Origin of the sequence: Streptomyces abyssalis (assembly GCF_001751365.1) — a bacterium.
Classification (GTDB): Bacteria; Actinomycetota; Actinomycetes; order Streptomycetales; family Streptomycetaceae; genus Streptomyces; species Streptomyces abyssalis.
Window position 1 is genome coordinate 711,308 of the sequence record NZ_LJGT01000037.1, and the last position, 14,775, is coordinate 726,082.

Below are 14,775 nucleotides of genomic sequence, written 5' to 3' on the forward strand. Positions count from 1 at the left end.
CGGCGGGGCAGGCAGAACGGGACCGGGACGAGGAGACGGCGTACAGGCGCGTGTTGCGGGTGAGGTCTGCCGGGTGCGTGGCCGGACGGGTCAGCGGGCGAAGGGCGACGACGGTGGTGAGGGCGGGCCCGAACCGGGGCCCCCGCTCGGGGAGTTGCCGCCGCGCCCGCTGCGGGCGCGCAGCGCGGCGGCCGCGAGCACGGCGGGAGCCACCAGCAGCAGCAGGTACGTGGCGAGGGGGAGCCGGCCCGTGTGGTGCGGCCGGACGGGGTCGAGCCGGGCAGGCGTGGTCAGCCGGGAGCGGGTGGGACCGGGGGAGTGTGAAGGTGCGGCCTCAGCGGCCTCATGTGCCGGGCGGTGCCGGACTCGGTCCGGCGCGGCGTGCCGGGCCGGCGCCGCCGGCTGCTGCGCCGCCGCGGCCTCGGTGGGCCGGCTGCTGTGCGACGGCTCCGGAGAGCCGGTGCCCGCCGGCGGCGACGGCCGCGGGGGGACGGGGGACGGCGGGGGCGTGAACGTGGGCGTCGGGGCGGGAACGGGAGGCGGGGGTGCTTCCGGCCGGCAGGCGCACTCCCCGTGGCAGAGCTTCGCGACGAGTGCGAGCTGATGGTGACCGGCGACTAGGGAGAGGGAAGCGGTGTGGCATCTGCCGAGCCGTGCCTCCAGGGAGGCCCGTGCGCCGCCCGCTTCGAGCGGCAGGCCGAAGCCGTCGGATGCGGGGCCGGGAGGGAGGCCGGCGGCGCCGGCGGAGCTCGGCACGGGTACGGGTACGGGGCCGTCGCCGCCGGCTCCCGTCGCCGTCGGGGACCAGGCCGCTGCAGGTGCGGCGCAGATCAGAGCAAGTGCCGTACCGGCCACGGCCGTTGATGCGGTGCGGTGCCATAGGTGGCGTCGTGTCACACGACCGAGGATGTGGGGCGCCGCGGGCGCACGACACGGCATCCGTCCGGTAATCGCCCGAAGTGCTGAATGGCGCGGGCATGTTGACCAGCTGCGCCGTGCCGTGCCGTGCCCTGTGTGCCGCCGGACCCCGGCCCTGCCCACACCGGCACCGTACGGCCGGCCGCTGTGGTTCGGCCACGTCCGAAACACATGGGCGTCCGCTCCCTGGATTCCTACTGTGATCGCGGGGAGTGAACGAGCCACTGCACAGAGGCTCGTCACCTCCTCATGTCAGGACCCGACACAGTTTTCTCAACGGAGGGGGAGTTCCATCATGCGCAGGATCTTCAAGGCTTCGGCGACGCCGCTGGCGGCGCTCGGTGCGGTGTGCGCGCTGGCGATGCCGGCTGCCGCTGCGCCCGGCGACGGGCCGGCCGCGATGGGCAGCAACGAGACCGTAAAGGTCTACGACAGGTCCAACGGCTACAAGGACTACGCGGGCTACGTGCAGTTCAAGCACAAGGGCGACTGGTTCCACACCTACCGCCAGAAGAGCCCTGGCAACCGCATCTACGTCCAGTACGACAAGGACGACGTCCTCGACAGGGTGAAGACCATTGATGGCGGTCTGATGCCGGGCGACCGCACGAGCCGCAACAAGAACCTTCCCGAGGGGACGGTCTACAACATCAGGGGCTGCGTGCAGGTGGATGGAGCGTCCGACTACTGCTCCGGGTGGAAGAAGTTCACCGCCTGACTCCTATGTCAGGCGAGGGGCGCCGGGCCGGGGGGCCCGGCGCCCTTTGGCCGGGCTGGAGAAGGCACGGCCGTCCACCGCAGTGTCGCTCTCAGTGTGCGACGGCGTACGGCAGCGGGTCGTTGAGCACCGCCCGTACGACCGAGTGCGCGGCCCCGAGTGACGGACCGTCGCCGCCAACGGCCGACACCGCCACCTCGGGCGCCGCGCCCTGCGTGGCCGTCCGCAGACGCAACTCCTGCTCCAGCGCGGGCAGCACCCACGGCGCCAGCCCCGCGAGTGCCCCGCCGAGCAGCACCGAGCGCGGATCGAGGAGGTTGACCGCGCCGGTGAGCGCGATGCCCAGCGCCCGGCCGGCACGCTTCAGTGCCCGCAGCGCGCCGTCGTCGCCGTTCTCGGCGCGGGTCCGCAGCCTCTCCAGCGCCGCGCTGCGCCCGCCCGTGCCGCGCACCGAGACCCCGGCGGCACGCAGCAGCGCGGCCTCGCCGGCGTACTGCTCCAGGCATCCCGACCCGCCGCACGCGCAGCGGGGCCCGTAGGGCTGCACCGGCACATGGCCGAGCTCGCCCGCGAACCCCCTTGTGCCGCGCAGGAGTTCACCGTCCAGGACGATTCCGGCCCCGATGCCGACCTCGGCGGAGACGTGGATGAAGTCCCGCCGGGGCGTGCCCTGGTCGCCGAGCCAGAGCTCCGCCAGGGCACCGAAGTTGGCCTCGTTCTCCACCGTCAGGGGCAGGGGCGGCAGACCCGCCGTTGCGAGATGCGCTGCGATGTCCTGGTCGACCCAGCCGAGGTTGGGGGCCCGTACGACCTTCGTCGAGGAACGTGCGACCAGCCCGGGAACGGCGACGGCCAGCCCCGCCGGGCGCAGCCCCGCCGCACCGGCCTCCGTGGTGACGCGGTCCAGGAGCGAACTCAGGCGCCGCAGCACGGAGTCGGGGCCCGCCTCACCGTTGGGTGTCTCGTCCACGGCGCGGGCGCGGACCCGTCCGCCGAGGTCGACGGCGCACACGGTCAGATGGTCCACACCGATCTCCGCACCGACACCGCACGGGCCCAGACCGGTGAGCGCGAGCGCGTTGCCGGGCCGGCCGACCCCGCCGGACCGCCCCGGCCCCAGCTCGACGAGGAACCCCGCCCGCAGCAGCTCCTCGACGAGGGTGGACACGGACGCCCGGGTCAGTCCGATCCTCGCGGCGATGGAGGCACGTGAGACAGGACCGGCGTCGGCGACCGCGTACAGCACACGGGAGAGGTTGCGCTGACGCATCTCCTGCTGCGAGTTGGGCGGGACGAGTGCCATGTACGTAACGTCCGTTCCTCCGTGGCGGATTGGATGGATCATGTGCCGGGCAGGCCCGGCGCCGAGCGCGCTCGGGGACGCCCACCAGGCCCCGGGGAGGGTTCCGCCGGAGGGCCGTCAGCGCTGTCGCAGCAGGGTATCCGCACCCCCGAGGGTGTCGGCGACACGGGTCACGGTGGCCTCGTCCCGCGGGACCGCGTCGTATGCCGGGCCCTCTGCCGTGCCCCAGCGCCTGGCCACCGTGGCCGGATCCTCCTCAAGCAGCAGCCCCGCCGCCTGGGCCGCCGCCCCGAGCGCCACCAGTTCCTCGGCGCGCGGCACCTGCACGGGCCGGCCCGACAGCCGCCGCACCGTCTCCCGCCAGGCGGTGCCCTTGGCACCCCCGCCGATCAGCAGCAGCGGCGCGCTGTCGTCGGCGCCCCCGTCCGCTCCCGCGCCCTGCCCGTCCAGGACCTCGTCGAGTGCCCGCAGCAGGGCGAAGACCGCCCCGTCGTAGGCGGCCTGCAGCACCTGCCCGGCGGTCGTGTCGTGACGCAGTCCGCTCAACAGCCCTGACGCGTACGGCAGGTTGGGCGTTCGCTCGCCGTCGAGGAACGGCAGCAGCACCGCTTCGCCGCCGCCCTCGACGGCCTCGCGGTGGAGTGAGAGCAGCGCGGCGACACGGTCGACGGCGAGCGTGCAGTTGAGGGTGCAGGCCAGCGGCAGCCAGTCGCCGCGCGCGTCGGCGAATCCCGCGACCGTGCCTGTCGGATCGGTGGGCCGGCGCGTGGAGACCGCGTACACGGTGCCCGAGGTGCCCAGGCTGAGCACCGGCTGCCCGGGACGCAGCCCCAGCCCGAGGGCCGCCGCCATGTTGTCGCCGGTGCCTGCGGCGACCAGCGCTCCCGTGGGCAGCGGAAGGCCCGGCCGCACGGTGCCCGCCGCTTCGCCCGGAGTCAGCACGCGCGGCAGCAACTGCGGTGCGAGACCGATGAGTTCGAGCATCTCCTCGTCGTAGCCGCCGGTGGAACTCGCCCACCATCCGGTGCCGGACGCGTCGCCCCGGTCGGTGGTGGCCTCGCCGGTGAGACGGCCCGTCAGATAGTCGTGCGGCAGCCGGACGGCCGCGGTCGCGGCTGCGGACTGCGGCTCGTTCTCGCACAGCCACGCCCACTTGGTGACCGTGAACGCGGCGGCGGGAACGCTGCCGAAGCGTTCGGCCCACACCGCAGGGCCGCCGAGCTGCCCGATCAGGCGGTCGCTCTGCGGTGCGGAGCGCACGTCGTTCCACAGCATCGCCGGACGCACCGGCCGTCCACCGCCGTCCAGCGTGACGAGCCCGTGCTGCTGGCCGCCGACGGAGACCGCCGAGGCCTGCTGCGCCGCGCGGCCGCACTGCGCGAGAGCGTCTTCCAGCGCCTGCCACCACTCCTCGGGATCGCTCTCGCGGCCCGGTCCCGGGGTCACGGTGTGCGGCGCCTGGCCGCGGGCGACCACCTGGCCGGTGGCGGCGTCCACGACGAGTGCCTTGGCGGACTGCGTGGAGCTGTCCACGCCGATGACGAACGGTCCCTCTGGTGCGGACATGAAACTCCTCAGACTTCGTGCCCCGCCGTCCCGCGGTCTCTTCCCACGCTGCGGCCCTGGGCGCATACTAATTTGTCAACGGTCATGACTAATAGCCGTGTGCGCAACGAAGCGCCACGGAGAGAGGGGCGGCGCGATGAGCTACGAACCGACGCCGGAGGACAGGTTCAGCTTCGGACTGTGGACGGTGGGCTGGCTGGGACGCGACCCCTTCGGCGAAGCGACCCGCGCGCCCCTGGATCCCGTCGAGGCCGTCCACCGGCTCGCCGGGCTCGGCGCCTGGGGGATCACCTTCCACGACGACGACCTCATCCCCCACGGCACGGCTCAGGCCGGACGCGAGGCCCACGTCAAGCGGTTCCGGCAGGCGCTGGAGGCCACCGGCATGACCGTGCCGATGGCGACGACGAACCTCTTCTCCCATCCGGTCTTCAAGGACGGTGCCTTCACCGCCAACGACCGCGACGTGCGCCGCTACGCCCTGCGGAAGACGATGCGCAACATCGACCTCGCTGCCGAACTGGGTGCCCGGACGTATGTGGCCTGGGGTGGCCGCGAGGGCGCCGAGTCGGGTGCGGCCAAGGACGTACGGGCGGCGCTGGACCGCATGAAGGAGGCGTTCGACCTCCTCGCCGAATACGTCACCGAGCAGGGCTACGACCTGCGGTTCGCCATCGAGCCGAAGCCGAACGAGCCCCGCGGCGACATTCTGCTGCCCACCGTCGGGCACGCTCTGGCATTCATCACCCGGCTGGAGCGCCCGGAACTCTTCGGCGTGAACCCGGAGGTCGGCCACGAGCAGATGGCCGGGCTCAACTACCCGCACGGCATCGCCCAGGCCATGTGGGCGGGCAAGCTCATCCACCTCGACCTCAACGGCCAGTCGGGCATCAAGTACGACCAGGATCTGCGTTTCGGGGCGGGAGACCTGCGAGCCGCCTTCTGGACCGTCGACCTGCTGGAGAGCGGAGGCTACGAAGGACCCCGCCACTTCGACTTCAAGCCGCCCCGTACCGAGGACTACGACGGAGTCTGGGCTTCGGCCGCGGGCTGCATGCGCAACTACCTGATCCTGCGTGAGCGGGCGGCCGCCTTCCGCGCCGATCCCGCGGTGCGGGAAGCGCTGCGCGGCTCACGGCTCGACCAGCTCGCCCTGCCCACGCTGGCGCCCGGTGAGACACCGGCGCAGCTCCTCGCGGACCCCTCCGCCTTCGAGGACTTCGACGCGGACGCGGCGGCCGGCCGGGGCATGGCCTTCGAACAGCTCGACCAGCTCGCGATGGACCATCTGCTCAGGGCCTGAACCGTCCGCCGGTGCGGGCACGGGTGCGGGGGCGCGGACACAAGCGGGAAGGCTCCCGCCCGCGGCCCCACACCCGTGCCCGCACCGGAGCTCAGTGCGGGACGGCGTCCGCGGGCACGGAATCGGGCAGCCCGAACGTACGGAAGAGGTCCTCGCCGAAGAACGCGCCCACGTGCGCCACTTCGCCGTCCTCGATGGTGAGCACATGCAGCTGGAACGGCTTGTAGTCGCCGCCCTCGTGCCGGCTGTAGAGCGCGAACCCGGGCTGGCCGTTGGCGGCCACGGGCATCATCAGGCCTTCGCCGGGGCCTATGGGGCACTGTGCGCCGATGAGCCGTGATATGGCGTCGCGGCCCCGGAACCACTCCGGGAACGGAGGCATCTCCCAGACCGCGTCCTCCTTGAAGAGCTGGACGATCGCCGTGACGTCGGAGTTCTCGAACGCCTTGGCGTAACGGTCGAGAAGCTCGCGCTGCGCGGGATCGGTCGGCTCGGACAGCTCCTCCTCCGTGAGGGCTGCCTGCTGCAGCTGCGCGCGTGCGCGCTGCAGCGCGCTGTTGACGCTCGCGGTCGTGGTGTCGAGCAGCTCGGCCACCTCCGCGGCCCGCCACTTGAGGACCTCGCGCAGCAGCAGCACCGCCCGCTGTCTCGGCGGAAGATGCTGCAGGGCGGCGACCAGGGCGAGCCGCATGCTGGAGCGCGAGACGACGACCGCGGCCGGGTCGGCGGGCTGTTCGCCGCGGAACATCGCGTCGGGCACGGGCTCCAGCCACGGGACCTCGGGAGCCTCCACCACGGGGCGTTCCGGATCGTCGCTGGGCGCGCCGATCCCGGAGGGCATGGGCCGGCGGCCGCGGCTCTCGATGGCCGTCAGGCAGGCGTTCGTCGCGATCCTGTAGAGCCACGTACGCAGAGACGAGCGTCCCTCGAAGCGGTCGGCCGCACGCCATGCGCGCAGATACGTGTCCTGCACGAGGTCTTCGGCGTCGTGCACCGAGCCCATCATGCGGTAGCAGTGCGCCAGCAGTTCGCGACGGTACGGCTGCGCCCGGTCCAGCAGGTCGTCACGGCTGAGCGGGACGCCGGCGGAAGCGGTGACGGAGTCGCCGAGGGTGCTGTCTGTCATGATCCAGCCTTTCGCCTTTCGACGCCGCGGATGCGGGCGGTGGAGGTCCGGCGCATCAGTATCGCAATCTTGTGCGATTTTCGGGAGTCGAACGGGGAGATGTCTCGGTTCATACTGCTATTGATACGGACATTCTCGACCCATGAGGCACCCCACCGGAATGGTCCGGCTGGTAAAGAAGAGTCGCGTGAGGGCGAACAGCCGCGGACGGCGCGACCGCTTCCGGTCACTTCGGCAGCGGAACGGCTGGTCCGGACGCGCGGTCTCCGGGCTTCTCAGTCCTCGCCGCGGCGCCGCTTGCGTGCCCGGCGGCGGCTCTTGCTGAAGAACCAGCCCGCGGGTGGAGCGTCGGCACGCCAGGGCTGAGGCTCGGGCGGGCTCTCCCGCCAGCGCTCGCGGAGCATCCGGGTCCGTGCCGCGGGCTCCCTCACCTCGGCGCCCCGGATGAAGTCCTCGTCGAGGTCGAGCTCGTCGTCCCAGTTCGCGCCGCTCTCCCTGCTCTCCTTCGGTTCGTCCCCGTCGCCGCTGCGGCCCCGTGGCTCCATGTCCATGGGCCATGCCTCCGTCTCTTTTGTCCATATCGTCGAGATCTGATATGTGAACGCCTCGACGGGCGCCTGTGTTCCACGCACCTGTCTCCCGGGATACCTCTCACGGAATGCGGACGGAAGCGGGGGCGGGGAAGGGGGCCGGAATGTGTCGGTCCGTGCAATAGCTCCTTAACTCGCGGCATCGCTGAGGAGGCGGGTGATCACTCCGTGTGTAAGTGATGCGGATCACATTGACCGTTCGCTGGTCCTGGCTGTTCAGTGGCCCACTGACTGAGTCCGCAGAGAATTCCTTGGCAAAACCTTTGAATGAAGCTCAGTTCGAGGAATTGCCCAGGGAAATGAAGGAACGTGCGATGGGCATGCGACGGCCGAAAGTAACTGAGAGTGCGGATGAGAGGCGTTCCGAGCAGACGTCCGCCGAGGCGCCCGCCGAGCAGGACTCACTGAGAGCAGGCCTCAAGAACCGGCACCTGTCGATGATCGCGATCGGCGGCATCATCGGGGCGGGCCTCTTCGTCGGCTCCGGCGCCGGCATCGCCAAGGCGGGGCCGGGCATCATCCTCTCCTACGTAATCGCCGGACTCCTCGTCGTCCTCGTGATGCGGATGCTCGGCGAGATGGCGGCGGCCGATCCCTCCTCGGGCTCGTTCTCGACGTACGCCGACCGCGCTCTGGGACGGTGGGCGGGGTTCACCATCGGATGGCTGTACTGGTGGTTCTGGGTGGTCGTCCTCGCGGTGGAGGCCACGGCGGCGGCGACGATCCTCACCAGCTGGGTGCCCGCCGTACCGCAGTGGAGCTGGGCACTCATCGTGATGGTGCTGCTGACCGCCACCAACCTCGCCTCCGTGGGCTCCTACGGGGAGTTCGAGTTCTGGTTCGCCGGGATCAAGGTCGTGGCGATCGTCGCCTTCATCGTGATCGCCGGGCTCGCCGTGTTCGGGCTCATCCCCGGCTCGGAGACCTCGGGAGCCTCGAACCTGACGGAACACGGCGGCTTCCTGCCGAACGGTCCAGGAGCGGTCCTGTCCGGGATGCTGCTCGTCGTCTTCTCCTTCATGGGCAGCGAGATCGTCACGCTCGCGGCCGGCGAGTCGCCCCAGCCGGAGAAGATGGTGCGCCGTGCCACCAACAGCGTGATCTGGCGGATCGGCACCTTCTACCTGGGGTCGATCATCCTCGTGGTGATGCTGGTGCCGTGGAACTCCAAGGCAGTGGTGGACAAGGGTCCGTACGTGGCGACCCTCGACCAGATGGGTATCCCGCACGCCGGCACGATCATGGACGTCATCGTCGTGACCGCCGTGCTGTCCTGCCTCAACTCCGGTCTCTACACGGCCTCCCGCATGGCCTTCTCGCTCGGCCGCCGCGGTGACGCGCCCAAGTCGTTCTCGCAGGTGAACAACAGGGGAGTGCCGGCGGCGGCGATCTGGTCCTCGGTGGCCTTCGGCTTCGTCGCGGTCATCTTCAACTACACCTCGCCGGAGACCGTCTTCCAGTTCCTGCTCAACTCCTCGGGAGCGGTGGCGCTCTTCGTCTGGCTCGTCATCTGCTTCTCGCAGCTGCGGATGCGGCCCGTGATCGAGCGGGAGATGCCGGAGCGGCACACGGTGCGGATGTGGCTCTTCCCGTATCTGACGTACGCGACGATCGCCCTGATGCTCTTCGTCATCGGCTACATGTTCTACGACGACGAGGGCCGCCAGCAGATGGTGATGTCCGTGTCGGTGGCGGCCATCGTGCTCTTTCTCGGCATCCTGCTCCAGCGCAGGCACCGGCTCCAGGAGTCCGACGGGACCCGCGAGCAGGAGAAGGCAGCCGTCGAGAGCTGATCGCACGAAGCCCGGCGTGCGGGCGGCGGCTACCGGAACATCCGGGGCCGCCGCCCGCACGCGTGCGTGCTCAGCTCCGTCCCGTCTCCTGTGACGGGACGGTCTCCGCGCGGGATGCCCTCCGTGAGGCGCGGCGCCGGGCCGGCGGCACAGGGACCGTCACAGTGAGGACGAGCAGCCCCAGCAGGACCAGCCCCGTGCCCGCCCACGCCCACGCTCCGAGACGTTCGCCGACTACGGCCACGCCGAGCGCCGCGGCGACCACGGGCTCGAAGAGGGAGAGCGTCGTCGCCGTGCCCGCCGTGACACGTGCCAGACCGGCGCCGAAAAGTACGTAGGCCACGCACATGGGCACCACGGCCAGGTAGGCCGCGACCAGCAGCCCGCGCGGCGTGCTCAGCAGAGGGCCGCCAGTGACGGCCAGCACCGGCAGCAGCACGAGGGCGCCCAGCCCGAAGAGACCGCCCATCGCCGCGCGGGAGGAATGCCCGGCGCGGATGATGCGTGCCCCATAGCAGGTGAAGACGGCGTACGAGGCACCGGAGAGGAGCCCCAGCGCGACGCCGCCCGGCACGTCGTGGCCGGCCTCCGCGCCGCCTCCGGCGGTCAGCGCCAGCAGCGCACACCCCGCCGCGGCGGACACGGTCGCCGCGAACCAGCGCAGCGTCAGCCGCACCCCGACCAGCAGCCGCTCCAGCAGGGCGGCGAAGACGGGGGAGCAGCCGATGGTCACCACCGTGCCCGCTGCCACTCCAGCCCGGTCCATCGAGGAGTAGAAGGCAAGGGGATACACGGCGACGGCGATGCCGCCGAGGAGCACCCACAGCGGCACCGCGCGCGGGCCGCGCAGCACGCGCACCGCCGAGCGGCCCGCGATCAGAAAGGTGAGAAGGCCGCCGACGCCCATGGTGGCGGCGCCGGTCGCCAGCGGGGACGCGCCGGCGGGGGCGAAGCTGGCGGCCGTGCCGGTGGTGCCCCACAGCGCCGCGGCGGCGAGTACGAGCAGGGGCCCGGCACGGCCCGGGGAGCGGGGGCCGCCGGAGGGTGCGTCCTCGGACGGATGTGTGTGCGGCGCGGACGGGCCGGGCTGTATCTGCGCACCTGCGCGCGATGCCCGGCGGGCAGAGGAGAATGACATGCGGAATGCGTCCTGATCCGTTGAAGGCCGGTGTTGACGGTCATCGGAAGGGCGCAGCAGCCGGCAGCGCTCGGCCCGGCCTCATGGCGCGCCGCGTCGAGCGGCGTGCGGAGGTCGGCCCGGCTGCCGGGGGAGCGGGTGAACGGCCCAGTGCCGTCGGCCCGCGGATGGGAGTGCGCCCTCAGAGGGACGCGGGAGGCGGTGTGACCGCGTGCCAGTAGATCCTGTCCATGCGTGTGAGCGTAGCCGAGCCGGCGGCGGGGCGGGACCCGGGGCGGCCGCACATCACACGGCACAGCGCCACCGCCCCCCGTGCAGGGCGGTGGCGCTGTGCCGTGGCAGCCGGCTCGCGACGAAAGCCGGCGCGTGGCTGTGGCATTGGCCGTGCGGGGCGGCCGGCCGGGGGCCTCAGTGCCCTCTTGCGGCTGGGGAACAGGTCAGCTCCGCCCACACGGAGTGTCCGCCGCCCGGACCACCGTCGAGGCTGCGGCGGATGCCCCAGTCGTCGGCGAGGACGCTGACGAGCAGCAGACCCCGTCCGCTCTCCCCGTCGGCGTCCACAGGGTCGCCCGGACGTGGCCGGAGGGGGTGCGGGCCGCCGCCCTGGTCGGTCACCTCCAGGCACAACCGCAGGCCCACCAGCCAGAGTTCACAGCTGACCTTCTCGCTGGTGGTGTGACGCACGGCGTTGGTGAAGAGCTCGGACACCAGCAACTGGGCGTCCTCGCACACGTGTTGGTCGACTCGCCACTCGTGCAGGCGGTCGAGGACCCGTCTCCGCGCCTGCGCGACAGAGGTGTCGACGGCAGGCAGGCGGAACGCGTCCCGGAGCGGGCGTACCGACACAGCTGAGGGCCGATCTTCTAAAGAGAGGGCGTCATGGGGGGAAGCCACGGCTCCACTATGAGCTTGTCCGGTCACACTTGGCAAGGATCAGTCTGCAAATTACAGAATCGTTCGAGCCAGGCTGTGCCCGCACATGACGTCCATGCCAAACTGCTTGCCCATGACAGGAGTTGGAGGCGAGAGATAGTGGTGGACTCGCGGCCGGGCGGTGGCGCGCCCACCGTTCTGCGGGTGGTTCTCGGCCGGCGTCTGCAGCACCTGCGGGAGAGGTGCGGCCTGTCGTACGAGGAGGCAGGGCAGGCACTCGACGTCACCCATGCCACGGTCCGGCGGATGGAGAAGGCCGAAGTCGGCCTGAAGGTCCTGTACGTGGAGAAGCTGCTGCAGACCTACGGCGTGACCGACCGGTCGGAGGTCGACCAGTTCCTCTCCCTGGCGCGCCAGGCCAACCAGCCCGGCTGGTGGCACCGTTACCGCGACGTGCTGCCCGAGTGGTTCAGCGCGTTCGTGAGCCTGGAGAGCGAGTCGCACGTCATCCGCGCGTACGAACCTCACTACGTGCCGGGGCTGTTGCAGACCGAGGGGTACGCACGGGCGGTGCTGCGCGCCGGGATGCCCCACGCGCCGGAGGAGGAGATCCGGCGGCAGGTCGCGCTGCGGCTGGAACGCCAGGCCGTCCTGGAACGGGAACAGCCGCCCATGCTGTGGGTGGTGATGGACGAAACGGTGCTGCGCCGCTCACTCGGCGGGCCCGAGGTGATGCGTGAGCAGATCGACGCCCTGATCGAGGCCGGCCGGCGTCCGCAAGTGCGGCTCCAGGTCATGCCGTTCGGCGCCGGGCCGCACCCGGCCATGTACGGCCCCTTCCACCTCTTCCGATTCCCCATCGATGAACTGCCGGATGTCGCTTGCGCCGAAAGTCTGGTCGGAGCCGTCTACTTCGACCAGCGCGACGACGTGACGACCTTCCTGGAGGCACTGGACCGGATGTGTGCCCAGGCCGCGCCTGTTTCGCGGACGGAGGCGATCCTCAGTGCGATGCGCAAGGAGATCTGAACCATGGGTCGTATCTACAACGGCATGCCCGCCAAACACCTCGGCACCGAGGGCTGGCACAAGCCCTGGAGCGGCGGTAACGGCGGCAGTTGTGTGGAGGCTCTGAAGCTGGACGACGGGCGGGTCGCCCTCAGGCAGTCCACGGACCCCGACGGGCCCGCTCTCATCTACACCCCCCACGAGATCAGGAAGTTCATCCAGGGCGTTCAGGCCGGCGAAGCCGACTTCCTGCTCGCCTGACCCGCACCACCAGGGAGGACCACGTGTCGGAGACGGGCTTCAGCCCCCAGCAGATCGACACCTCCACGCCGCATCCCGCCCGGATGTACGACTACTTCCTGGGCGGCATGGACAACTACGAGGTCGACAGGGAGGCCGCCGAACGCGTCCTCGGACACGCGCCGTTCATCCGTCCCACCGCGCAGGGGAACCGCGTCTTCCACCACCGGGCGGTGCGGGCCGTGGTGCAGCGCGGCATCCGGCAGATCATCGACATCGGCACCGGCATCCCCACCTCGCCCAACACCCACGAGGTCGCGCGGGCCGCAGCGCCGGACACGCGCGTCGTCTACGTCGACAACGACCCCATCGTGGCGACCTACGCGGGCGCGAAGCTGACCAACTCCGGGGGCGCGGGCTTCGTACTGGGCGACCTCCGCGAACCCGGCGCGATCCTCGACGACCCCGTCACCCGGGACCTGATCGACTTCGCTGAGCCGGTCGCCCTGACACTCCTCGCCGTGGTCCACTTCATCGTCGACGACGAGGGTCCCCGGGAGATTCTCTCCACGCTCACCAGCCGCCTGCCCGAGGGCAGTTGCCTGATCCTTTCGCACATCACCGCCGACTTCGACGAGGCCGACGAGATGGCGAAGGCGTCGGAGGTGTACAAGAACTCGACGGCGCAGCTCGTCGCACGCCGGCACGACGAGGTCATGTCCTTCTTCGACGGCTTCGAGCTGCTCGAACCGGGCCTGGTGAAGCCGCCGTTGTGGCGCCCGGACGGCCCCGTTCCCGGCGCGGACGAGCTCTACGACCACCGGGGCTACGCGGGCGTCGGCGTCAAGGGCGGCGCATAGCGGCGCATTGCGTGAGCGACTGCCGCGACCTGCGGCCGGAGACGGCCACGCCGGGCAGGGCGGCAGCCGTCACGGAGCGGCGGTGTCCCTGCCCGGCGGGCGTTCGTGCGTGCGGCCATGGGTGGGGGCTCCCGCGCACGCGAAGCGACAAGTGCCCTACCGCAGGCGATAGCAGGGCACGCCGGGCGCCGTTCGGGGGCGCCCGGCCCTGCGGCGCGAAACTTCCGACTGCCCCTGCGTGTAGGGATCTTCGCCGGTTGGAAGCTACCTTCCGGTACCCGTGCGTCATGACATGACCGGCCGGTGAGCCGGTCCGGCGCGAAAGCGCTTGCCCGTATCCGAGGTTCCGTCAACAACCTTTCTCCGCAAGGGGTTCACGTTTTCGGCAGCATTCTTGACATGAGCACTTCCAGTTGAGCCCCGCCCCTGATAACTGTGTACATGACAAAGGCACCTCCATGTCGACCCCCCACCATGAAGAGGTCCCATGAATCGACGCAGATGGACGACCGTGGCTGCCGCTTCGGCGTCCTTCCTGGGAGTGACCACCCTCACCGGTGCCGCGCCCGCCCTCGAGCAGGACGCGGCACCGGCGTACGTCGCCCTCGGCGACTCCTACTCCTCCGGTCTCGGAGCGGGCGACTACGGTGACAGCGGTGACTGCAAGCGGAGCGCGAACGCGTACGCGCAGCAGTGGGCCGCGGCCAACTCGCCCTCCTCGTTCGACTTCACGGCGTGCTCCGGCGCCCGCACGGGCGACGTGCTCTCCGGTCAGCTGGGACCGCTCAACTCCTCGACCGGTCTGGTCAGCATCAGCATCGGAGGAAACGACGCGGGCTTCGCCGACACCATGCAGGCATGTGTGCTGCAGGGCGAAAGCGTGTGCCTGGAGAAGATCGAGGAGGCGAAGGGCTACATCGCCGGCACGCTTCCCGGCGAACTCGACTCCGTCTACAACGCCATCAGCGACCGTGCGCCCTCCGCCAAGGTCGTGGTGCTGGGCTACCCCCGCATGTACAAGCTGAACGGTGAGTGCTCCGTCGGCATCAGCGAGGCGTCACGCGCGGCCATCAACTCCGCGGCGGACACCCTCAACGAGACGATCGCCAAGCGGGCGGCCGACCACGGCTTCTCGTTCGGCGATGTGCGCGACGCCTTCACAGGACACGAGATCTGCTCCGGCGACTCGTGGCTGCACAGTGTCACGTTCCCGATCGGGGAGTCCTACCACCCGACCGCGAACGGGCAGACCAGCGGATACCTGCCCGCGATGGAGCAGAACGCGTAACACCACCCGCCGGACCCGTACTTCAGCTGTACGTGTACGGAGGTACGGTGC

14 protein-coding genes are annotated in these 14,775 nt (G+C 70.8%); 7 read left to right on the forward strand and 7 right to left on the reverse strand.

Annotation, left to right across the window (positions count from 1 at the left end; genetic code table 11):
- Positions 1 to 90: 90 nt before the first annotated feature.
- Complete coding sequence (locus AN215_RS06295; RefSeq protein ID WP_139140692.1) at positions 91 to 897, reverse strand: hypothetical protein; 807 nt, start codon at positions 895 to 897, stop codon at positions 91 to 93.
- Between the two features lie 316 nt (positions 898 to 1,213).
- On the opposite strand from AN215_RS06295, the gene AN215_RS06300 reads away from it, so the two are divergent.
- Positions 1,214 to 1,636 carry a hypothetical protein gene (locus AN215_RS06300; protein WP_070009771.1) on the forward strand — a complete coding sequence of 141 codons (423 nt, stop codon included), beginning with the start codon at positions 1,214 to 1,216 and terminating at the stop codon, positions 1,634 to 1,636.
- A gap of 91 nt (positions 1,637 to 1,727) precedes the next feature.
- On the opposite strand, the gene AN215_RS06305 is transcribed toward AN215_RS06300, so the two are convergent.
- Positions 1,728 to 2,939 carry an ROK family protein gene (locus tag AN215_RS06305; protein ID WP_079122739.1) on the reverse strand — a complete coding sequence of 404 codons (1,212 nt, stop codon included), beginning with the start codon at positions 2,937 to 2,939 and terminating at the stop codon, positions 1,728 to 1,730.
- A 117-nt stretch (positions 2,940 to 3,056) separates the two neighbouring features.
- Positions 3,057 to 4,505 (reverse strand): xylulokinase, encoded by a 1,449-nt coding sequence (gene xylB / locus AN215_RS06310; protein WP_070009768.1) that lies wholly within the window; start codon positions 4,503 to 4,505, stop codon positions 3,057 to 3,059.
- 136 nt (positions 4,506 to 4,641) lie between these two features.
- Here xylB and xylA point away from each other — a divergent pair, with 136 nt between their 5' ends.
- Positions 4,642 to 5,808 (forward strand): xylose isomerase, encoded by a 1,167-nt coding sequence (xylA, locus tag AN215_RS06315; protein ID WP_070009767.1) that lies wholly within the window; start codon positions 4,642 to 4,644, stop codon positions 5,806 to 5,808.
- 91 nt (positions 5,809 to 5,899) lie between these two features.
- Here xylA and AN215_RS06320 read toward each other — a convergent pair whose 3' ends face one another.
- Together AN215_RS06320 and AN215_RS06325 are read right to left on the reverse strand one after the other, a co-directional pair.
- Positions 5,900 to 6,934 carry a sigma-70 family RNA polymerase sigma factor gene (locus AN215_RS06320; protein ID WP_070009766.1) on the reverse strand — a complete coding sequence of 345 codons (1,035 nt, stop codon included), beginning with the start codon at positions 6,932 to 6,934 and terminating at the stop codon, positions 5,900 to 5,902.
- 275 nt (positions 6,935 to 7,209) lie between these two features.
- Positions 7,210 to 7,485, reverse strand: a complete 276-nt coding sequence (locus AN215_RS06325) for an SGM_3592 family protein (protein ID WP_079122740.1) — start codon at positions 7,483 to 7,485, stop codon at positions 7,210 to 7,212.
- 353 nt (positions 7,486 to 7,838) lie between these two features.
- On the opposite strand from AN215_RS06325, the gene AN215_RS06330 reads away from it, so the two are divergent.
- Positions 7,839 to 9,317 (forward strand): amino acid permease, encoded by a 1,479-nt coding sequence (locus AN215_RS06330; protein ID WP_070009865.1) that lies wholly within the window; start codon positions 7,839 to 7,841, stop codon positions 9,315 to 9,317.
- 70 nt (positions 9,318 to 9,387) lie between these two features.
- Here the strand turns inward: AN215_RS06330 and AN215_RS06335 are convergent, their stop codons facing one another.
- Positions 9,388 to 10,455, reverse strand: a complete 1,068-nt coding sequence (locus AN215_RS06335; RefSeq protein WP_079122741.1) for a DMT family transporter — start codon at positions 10,453 to 10,455, stop codon at positions 9,388 to 9,390.
- Between the two features lie 408 nt (positions 10,456 to 10,863).
- Positions 10,864 to 11,301, reverse strand: coding sequence for an ATP-binding protein (locus tag AN215_RS06340; RefSeq protein WP_245694276.1), 438 nt, complete (start codon positions 11,299 to 11,301; stop codon positions 10,864 to 10,866).
- A gap of 186 nt (positions 11,302 to 11,487) precedes the next feature.
- Here AN215_RS06340 and AN215_RS06345 point away from each other — a divergent pair, with 186 nt between their 5' ends.
- The 4 genes from AN215_RS06345 to AN215_RS06360 all read left to right on the forward strand — a co-directional run bounded on the left by AN215_RS06345 (position 11,488) and on the right by AN215_RS06360 (position 14,724).
- Complete coding sequence (locus tag AN215_RS06345) at positions 11,488 to 12,357, forward strand: Sco1979 family transcriptional regulator (protein WP_070009765.1); 870 nt, start codon at positions 11,488 to 11,490, stop codon at positions 12,355 to 12,357.
- Positions 12,358 to 12,360: 3 nt separating this feature from the next.
- Positions 12,361 to 12,597 (forward strand): DUF397 domain-containing protein, encoded by a 237-nt coding sequence (locus AN215_RS06350; RefSeq protein WP_070009764.1) that lies wholly within the window; start codon positions 12,361 to 12,363, stop codon positions 12,595 to 12,597.
- A 23-nt stretch (positions 12,598 to 12,620) separates the two neighbouring features.
- Complete coding sequence (locus AN215_RS06355) at positions 12,621 to 13,436, forward strand: SAM-dependent methyltransferase (protein ID WP_245694279.1); 816 nt, start codon at positions 12,621 to 12,623, stop codon at positions 13,434 to 13,436.
- A gap of 487 nt (positions 13,437 to 13,923) precedes the next feature.
- Positions 13,924 to 14,724, forward strand: coding sequence for an SGNH/GDSL hydrolase family protein (locus AN215_RS06360; RefSeq protein WP_070009763.1), 801 nt, complete (start codon positions 13,924 to 13,926; stop codon positions 14,722 to 14,724).
- The last annotated feature ends 51 nt before the right edge of the window (positions 14,725 to 14,775 follow it).